General features: G+C 72.0%; 5 protein-coding genes and 1 pseudogene. 2 read left to right on the top strand and 4 right to left on the bottom strand.

Annotation, left to right across the window (positions count from 1 at the left end; genetic code table 11):
- Both B9G38_RS13420 and B9G38_RS13415 read left to right on the top strand, forming a co-directional pair.
- Positions 1-569: extracellular solute-binding protein (locus B9G38_RS13420; protein ID WP_143415460.1), on the top strand; the 569-nt coding region annotated here is incomplete at its 5' end.
- 64 nt (positions 570-633) lie between these two features.
- On the top strand, positions 634-2,958 hold the full coding sequence (locus B9G38_RS13415) for a glycosyltransferase family 39 protein (RefSeq protein ID WP_086220691.1): 2,325 nt from the start codon (positions 634-636) through the stop codon (positions 2,956-2,958).
- 204 nt (positions 2,959-3,162) lie between these two features.
- On the opposite strand, the gene B9G38_RS13410 is transcribed toward B9G38_RS13415, so the two are convergent.
- The 4 genes and pseudogenes from B9G38_RS13410 to aroA form a co-directional block, all read right to left on the bottom strand.
- Positions 3,163-3,639: a hypothetical protein gene (locus B9G38_RS13410; protein WP_086220690.1), complete on the bottom strand. Its 477-nt coding sequence runs from the start codon at positions 3,637-3,639 to the stop codon at positions 3,163-3,165.
- 165 nt (positions 3,640-3,804) lie between these two features.
- Entirely contained in the window at positions 3,805-4,140 is a 336-nt protein-coding gene (locus B9G38_RS13405) for a hypothetical protein (protein WP_233127212.1), read from the bottom strand.
- A 491-nt stretch (positions 4,141-4,631) separates the two neighbouring features.
- The gene (locus tag B9G38_RS13400; RefSeq protein ID WP_086220689.1) at positions 4,632-4,889 is read right to left on the bottom strand and encodes a hypothetical protein; all 258 of its coding nucleotides are present in this window, start codon (positions 4,887-4,889) and stop codon (positions 4,632-4,634) included.
- A 67-nt stretch (positions 4,890-4,956) separates the two neighbouring features.
- Positions 4,957-6,024: pseudogene (aroA, locus tag B9G38_RS13395) on the bottom strand (3-phosphoshikimate 1-carboxyvinyltransferase); the annotation flags it as partial.

The raw sequence follows: 6,024 nt of genomic DNA, 5'->3' as shown, positions 1-6,024 counted from the left end.
ACGACATCATGGCGTACCCCGACGAGTTCGAGGGCGACCTCGGCTGGGCGCCGTCGTACGGCTCCGCGCAGGCGTTCGTCACCGCGATGCGGCTGCTGGAGGGCGAGGAGGCCACCCGCGAGTGGCTCGAAGCGATGGTCGAGCGCGGCGCCGCGACGTACCCGGACGAGTTCCGCGCGTGTCAGGAGATCGCCGACGGCGAGATCGACGCCGCGTTCACCAATCACTACTACATCCAGCGCGTGCTCGACGGGAACCCGGAGGCCCCGATCGCGACCTCCTTCACGCAGGGCGACGCGGGCGCGGTGTTCAACGTCGCGGGCGCCGCGGTCGTCGACACCGCGTCGAACGCTGACCTCGCCGCGAACTTCGTCCGCCACCTGCTGTCGGCGGAGGCGCAGGACTACTTCGCGCGCTCCACCTTCGAGTACCCGCTGATTCCGGAGGTCGAGCCGATCGGCGACCTCCCGACGATCGACGAGCTCGACGTCCCGGACATCGACCTCTCGGAGCTGTCCAACCTCGAACCGACGATCGACCTCATGCGCGACGCCGGCGTCCAGATCTGAGCCGCCGCCTCGCCCCCACGTCGCGCCGCGCGCCCGTCACGCTCACAGCCTCACTCCACCGACCGTGTCAGTTTTCCCACCGTCGCTCCGTCCCCGCCGGCTCGTCGCCCGTGTCCGCCGGCTCCTCGTCCGCCTCCGCCAGCGACTCGAACGCGCCGACCGGGTGAGCCTCGCCGCGGCGCTCGTCGCCGTCGCCGCCGGCGCCCTGACGTTCGCGGTCGCCGTCACCGTCTTCTCGCACCACTCGGCGAACCACGACGAGGCCGTCTACCTCACGCAGGCCGCCCTCCTCCTCGACGGTCAGTTGGCGTTCCACGCCGGCTCGCTCGCCGACGCCGTCCACCCGTGGTTCTTCATCGAGGACGGCGGGCGGCTCTACCCGAAGTACAACCCCGTTCCCGCGGCGACGTTCGCCGTCTCGATGGCCCTGTTCGGCGAGCCGCGCGTGACTCTCGCGGTCGTCGCCGCCGGGAACGCCGCTCTGGTGTACCTGCTCGGCTCCGCGGCCGTCGGTCGCCGGGCGGGCCTCGCCGCGGCCGTCCTCTTCGCCGCGTCGCCGATGGCGATCGCGACCTCCTCGGCGTTCCTTCCGTACGCGCCGACGACGCTCTTCAACCTGGTTTTCGCGGTCGCGTACCTCCGGAGCGTCCGGGACGAGTCCCTCCGGGCCGCGGGCGTCGCGGGCCTCGCGATCGGGGTCGCCTTCTTCGCGCGGCCGTACACGGCGGTGCTGTTCGCCGCCCCGTTCATCTGTCACGCGCTGTGGCGCGTCGCGTCGGCGACCCGGCGGTTCGGCGCCGAGTCCGCGGCGTCGACGCCGCGCGCGTTGGTCGACGCCGGCGTCCGCGGGCTCCCCGACCCGGTCCGCCGCCACGGGCTGACGGCGCTGTTCGGTACCCTGTTCGTCGGCGTCACGCTCGCGTACAACGCCCGGATGACGGGGTCCCCGCTCGTGTTCCCGTACCAGGTGTTCGCGCCGATGGACGGCCCCGGCTTCGGCGAGCGCCGGATCCTCGGCCACTCGGTCGACTACACCCTCGGGCTGGCGCTGGAGTCGAACGGGTACGCGCTCCGGGAGATCGCGACCCGCTGGTTCGCCGCCGGCCCGCTCGGAACGCTCGCGGCGCTCGTCGGCGGCGCGGTCGCGCTCCGCGGGTGGCGCGCGACCGGCGATCCGCGCGGACTCCTCTACGACCGGGCGGCCGACGACGCGTCCGGTACGCCCGGCTTCCGACGGACAGCGACGGCGCTGCTCGTCGGCGTCGCCGTCTCTGTCGTCGTCGGGAACCTCTACTTCTGGGGGACGCACAACGCGCTCGCCGACCTCTCGGACCCGACCGACGGGCTCGCGTCGCTGTTCGGCCCGTTCTATCACTTCGACCTGCTCGTCCCGCTGTCGGTGTTCGGCGGGCTGGCCGTCGCCGCCGCCGCCCGGGCGCTGTCCGCGGCCCGCGACCGGCTCGTCTCCCGCGGCGCCTCGGGGACGGTCGCCCGCGTGGCGATCGCGGTCGTCGTCGCGAGCGCGGTCGTCGTCGCGGGCGTGGCCGCGGTCGACGCGGCCGCGGATCCGATCGAGCGGAACGCCGCGGTCGACGCGAAACACGAGGCCGCGTACGCGCCGTTCGACGAGACGACCTTCGAGGGCGGGCTCGTCTTCGTGCCGACGCCGTACGGCGAGTGGCAGAACCACCCGTTCCAGTACCTCCGGAACGGGCCGGGGCTCGACGGCGAGGTCGTGTACGCGCTCGACCGCGACCCGGTCGAGAACTTCGCGGTGCTGGACGCGTACCCGGACCGCACCCTGTACCGCTACGGCTATCAGGGGGTCTGGACCGCGGATCCGGAGACCCGCGTCACGCCGAAGCTGGAACCGCTCGACCGGCGCACTGGCGCTCGGATCGACGCCGAGACGACCGTCGGCGTGCCGGACCGCGTCGCCCGCGCGCAGGTCCGCGTCGACCCGCGACGGGGCGCTCCGGGCGGTCCGGACCACGTCTCCTACACGGTGAGCGATCTCGGCGACTCGCTCGCGGTCGACTGGGCGGTGACGCCAGAGGGCGTCCGGTTGCCCGGCGCGGCGGCCGCGGGCGACCCCGAGGCGGGCGACCCCGTGCCGTTCGACCCCGAGGGCGACGCGGTCGCCGTGACCGTGACGCTCGTCGACCCCGCCGGCGCGACGTTCACCTACCGGCAGGAGGTGACGGTTCGGGTGACGGAGGGCAGCGAGGCGGGAGCCAGCGGCGAGCGCGTCGAGGTCGTCTGGCCGCCCGAGCGCTCGACCTGTCGGCTCGTCACGGCGTGCGGGACTGAGGGGACGTACTTCCCCGACGAGCCTGACGCCCACCCCGAGTGGGTTGTCTTCGAGACGGCCGCCGAGGCGAGCGACTAATACGTCGATATCTCACACGCAGTCGCTGGTGGATCGGTGGTGACAACCTCCAAAGCCCCAGCCGCGAGGCCGCGGTACGCTCGTTGCGCTCCTGTGTCGCTCCGCTCGCTGCGGTGCTTACGTCGCCTACTGCGGCCTCGCGGCTGGGGCTTTGGAGGCGGTCACCGTCGATCCGCAGTCAGGTATTTATAAACGAACGAGGGCTTATCGAGACTCGCTCGCCCGTGTCGCGAGTCGACTACTGATCATCCCGGCCCCGTACCCGACGAGTCCGATCACGACCGCGAACAGCAGCCCATATTTAACTCCGTACTCGATCCCGCCGAGCAGCTCCGCGCGCGCCGACTCGTACCCGTATCCCACCATTCGCGGGTGGTTGTACCGCGCCGACTCCGCCCAGCGACCGGTGAGGGAGCCGACAAGCGGCGGGAACGCGAACCACCAGAGTCCGACGAGCCACAGCGAGCCGACGGCCGGGACCAGACCCGCACCCGCGAACCCCGCCGCGACGGCGATCCCGAGCGTCAGCGCGATCCAGCCGAGGGAGAGCCCGACGTCTAACCCGAGCGCGAATCCGAGGGAGGCGAGCAGGAGGACGCCGCCAACAGCCAGCGCGAGCAGCCCCCTCGCCGGGGAGGCGCCGACGAGATGGGGTGAGGAGCGCACGCTTTCGAGGACCATGCCCGGCCGGTGCGTCGCCGCGCGCAAAAGCGGTTCGGGCTCAGGAGTCAGCCGGGCCACAGCGAGGGCGGTCGACGAAGTCGACGGGGGAGAGTCACCGCTCGTCGTCGTCGTACACCCACGCCCCGACGACCTCCTCGTCGTCCTTACGACGCCACCGGACCGTCACGACGTCCGGGAACCGGATCGGAATCCGTACCGCTTCCCCGCGATCGCGTCGTCCGGGTCGAGGTCGTCGTCCAACTCGGCCCACGCGAGGGTGTCGGACTCGCCCGCCTCGTAGTCGGTGCTGACGTTGGTGACGAACGCGTCTCCCGCGCGGAGCCGCTCCGTCCCGCCGGTGTGTTCGATCGTCAGCCGGTTCGGCGCGTCGTCCGCGCCCCGGTACTCGAACGCGAAGCGGGCGAACTCCTCGCAGTCCGTCAGTGCGCGGTACCCGAGGGCGCCGAATCCGACCGCGCCCGCGCCGAGGAGGATGACGGCCCGCCGCTTGGGGGACATAACCTGCCTCGTGAAACGGCGACAAATAGGCATTTGGCTGAGCAATCGTGTTTATAAATGGCTGACTGTGGATCGCCGGCGAACGCCGCCAAAGCCCCAGTCGCGAGGCGGCCGCACGCTCGCTGCGCTCCTCACTCGGTCGCTCACTTCGTTCGCTCCCTCGTTGCGGTGCTTACGTCGCCTGCGCCCGCCTCGCGACTGCCCCTTTGAGTCCCGCCCCGCACAGCGACCGCACCACCTCACGCCTCCCCAGCCTCGTCGGGCGCATCCTTCGGGCTCCCTTCGGTCGCCCTCGAAGCGCCCGACTCCCTCGCGCGTGCTCCTCGCGGCCGCCCCCGGCGGCCGCTCGCAGGCACGCGCCACCGCACAGCCGGTTGTTTATGAATAGTTATTCGATCGCGCCGTCGCGATCGCCGGCCATCCCGAGGTCGGTCAGCGCGTCGAAGAAGTCGGGGAAGGGGACGCCGACGTGTTCGGCGCCGCCGTCGGCGTCAGCCCAGCCGCTTCATCGAGACCAGCGCCGTCGGGATCATGATCGGGATCGTGAGGATGGCGCCGGTGATCACGACGAACGGCGCGACCCCGGCGATCGGGTACGCGAGCAGGTCGACGGCCAACGCGTTGACCGCGCTCACCGTCACGGTGTACGCGATAACGGTGAGCGCGACGATCGTCGAGAACACGACGCCGACGACGAGCGCCGCGTTCGGTCCGCCCGCCTCTTCGTTCGGCGACGGTTCGCCGCTCATCTGCTGTCTGCCACCATTTGATATTGTGTATATTGCGAACGGCTATAACCATTGGCTTCTCCGCGCGTCAGTCGCGATCGACGGTCATCCCGAGGTCGGCCATGGTCCCGAAGAAGCCGGGGAAGGAGACGTCGACGTGTTCGGCGCCGCGGACGGTCGTCGTCCCCTCGGCGGCGAGCGCGGCGACGGACAGCGCCATCACGATCCGGTGGTCGTGGCGGCCGTCGACGGTGGCTCCCGTGAGATCGCTCGCGTCGCCGTGAATCGTGAGCACGTCCGGCTCCTCGGTCGTCTCCGCGCCCAGCTTTTCGAGCTCCTCGGCCATCGCCGAGACGCGGTCGGTCTCCTTGTAGCGGACGTGCTCGCAGTTCTCGATCCGGGTGTCGCCGTCGGCGACCGCGCCGAGCGCGGCGATCGTCGGAAGGAGGTCGGGCGTGTCGCCCACGTCGACCGCGACGCCCGAGAGGTCGGCGCGCTCGACCGCGATCTCGCCGGCCTCGCGGTCCCAGTCGACCGGCGCGCCCATCTCCTCGACGACCTCGACGATCGCGGCGTCGCCCTGCGCGCTGGGGCGCGCGCCCTCGATCCGGACCGCCTCGCCGGGCGCGGCCGCGACCGCGCCCGCGCCGAGCAGGTACGAGATGGAGGAGAAGTCGCCCGGCACGGCGTAGCTGTCGCCCGCGGGCTCGTACGACTGGCCGCCCGGGACCGAGAAGCCCGCGGCGCCCGCGGCGCCGTCGAGCGGGTCGCCGGTCGCGTCGACCGGAACCGCCTCGACGCCGAAGTCGGCGAGGAGTTCGAGCGTGATGTCGACGTACGGCGCCGACTTGAGCTCCGTCGTGAGCTCGACGTCGATCCCCTCCTCCGTGACCGCGCCCGCCATCAGCAGCGCGGTGACGTACTGCGAGGAGACGTCGCCGGGGATCGCGACCTCGCCGCCGGAGAGCGGACCGGTGACGACGAGCGGCGCCCGCCCGTTGTCCCGCGTCGAGGAGCGGCCCCTGCGGGCGCGAGCGCAGCGACCCGTCGCCGGTGAGGACGGTCGTCCCGTCGGCGAGCGCGGCCGCGGCGGTGACGAGGCGCATCGTCGTCCCCGAGTTCGCGCAGTCGATCACGTCGTCGGGGACTGCGGGGC

The sequence above is a fragment of the Halorubrum sp. SD612 genome (genome assembly GCF_002135005.1).
This window is presented reverse-complemented; position numbering and strand designations above follow the sequence as displayed.